Origin of the sequence: Parasphingorhabdus sp. (genome assembly GCF_049667325.1) — a bacterium.
GTDB lineage: Bacteria > Pseudomonadota > Alphaproteobacteria > Sphingomonadales > Sphingomonadaceae > Parasphingorhabdus.
This window is the reverse complement of record NZ_JBATHY010000329.1, coordinates 1-1,580: the sequence shown is the minus strand read 5'-3', so window position 1 is coordinate 1,580 and position 1,580 is coordinate 1. Positions and strand designations below refer to the sequence as shown.

Genomic DNA, 1,580 nt, shown 5'->3' with positions numbered 1-1,580 from the left:
ATCAAGGGACGCACAGTTCTCGATCCGACCGAGGCACCGGAATGAACCAGCTCTTCGGCAAGTACAGCTTTCGGCAACAGGTTTTCAGCGAGGATAGCCGGCAGAAATTTGATGCCTGCTATCCCGAACAATCGCGTGTGCTCGATCATAACATGCTGTCGCATGAATTGCTGACCCTTGAAGCATTGGCACAGCTTGGCACTGTGCTGCCCGGTAAAAGCGTCGAATATAATCCCGGTGATCTGCCGGTCGGGATCAGGCCCGAAGATGTACCGGACAACGGCATGACGATCGGCGACACGATCCGGTTGATCGACCGGTCGGCGAGCTGGGCGGTGCTCAAGAATATCGAGCAGGTGCCGGAATATGAAGCGTTACTGATCTCGCTGCTCGCCGAAATCAGGCCGATATTGGAGCGCAAGACCGGCCAGATGCTGAAACCGCAGGGCTTCATCTTCGTCTCCTCACCCGACGCGGTGACTCCCTATCATTTCGATCCGGAACATAATATCCTGCTGCAGCTGCGCGGCGAGAAATGGATGACCACTTTCCCAGCCGGAAACGCCCGTTTTGCCGCCGATGAAATCCACGAAGGCTATCATCTCGGCGGCCCTCGCAATCTGGTCTGGCAGGACGATTTCGAGGCCGAAGGTACCAAACACCACCTGACCCCGGGCAAGGCGATTTTTGTCCCCGTTATGGCGCCGCATCATGTCCGGAATGGGCCGGAACCAAGCATCTCGCTTTCGATTACATGGCGCAGCGACTGGAGCTTTGAAGAGGCGGACGCTCGCGCGTTCAACGGCTGGCTGCGCAAGCGAGGGATCACGCCCGAGGCGCCGGGACGCTTTCCGGCTCGCAATAGGGCGAAGGCGCTGGGGTGGCGGGTGTTGCGGAAGATCGGAGTTGCGGGTTAGTCGCCCAGGCCTATATTCCGGATTCCCAAAATCAAGTAACTCCACTAGCTCCAAACCAACACCACTTGACGTCCCGCCCTACCACCGTCACTCTCCCCAAGAAAACAGGGAGAGAGATTTTGGCCGACGCGATAGCTGCCGCACCGATCAGCATGGACGCTTTTGTCGAGAAACAGGCGCGGGGGGATGTAGTGGTGAATATCGTGCTGGCGGGCGGGATCAATTACTGGCTGACCCGTGATCTGGCCTTTGTTCCTGCGACTTTGCCCATTGGTGATCCCGCTCCCAATCTCGGCGGAACCTTGATTGCGATCGCGGTGTTGATGAGCGTGTTGCTGACCCTGATCGTCTATGCGATCACGGTGTCGCAGCGCAAATCGGGCAAGATAACGCCCGGCCTGCCCGCCGACCGGCGGGCGGGGTTGGCGCCATTCGTTCTGGCGTTGAAACATCTGGGGATGACGCTGGTCCCCGCCTTTCTGATCGGAATGGTCTTGCAGGGTGCCGGGCCGGAACTGCGTTTCTCGCCGATGGTATTCACCCTGATCGTCACAGTCATCGCGGCGGTGCTGGCCTATTTCATGTCGAAGAGCACCACCCGGGCGACATTGAGACTATGATCATCATCAGTGCGTCTTTCACCGTTCCGCCTGCCAGGCGCGG

2 protein-coding genes are annotated in these 1,580 nt (G+C 58.7%); both read left to right on the top strand.

The genetic code is table 11. The features are described from left to right. Positions 1–41: 41 nt before the first annotated feature. Positions 42–917, top strand: coding sequence for a transcriptional regulator (locus WBM93_RS14235; protein WP_424432526.1), 876 nt, complete (start codon positions 42–44; stop codon positions 915–917). 119 nt (positions 918–1,036) lie between these two features. Beyond that, positions 1,037–1,537 carry a hypothetical protein gene (locus WBM93_RS14230; protein ID WP_424432525.1) on the top strand — a complete coding sequence of 167 codons (501 nt, stop codon included), beginning with the start codon at positions 1,037–1,039 and terminating at the stop codon, positions 1,535–1,537. The last annotated feature ends 43 nt before the right edge of the window (positions 1,538–1,580 follow it).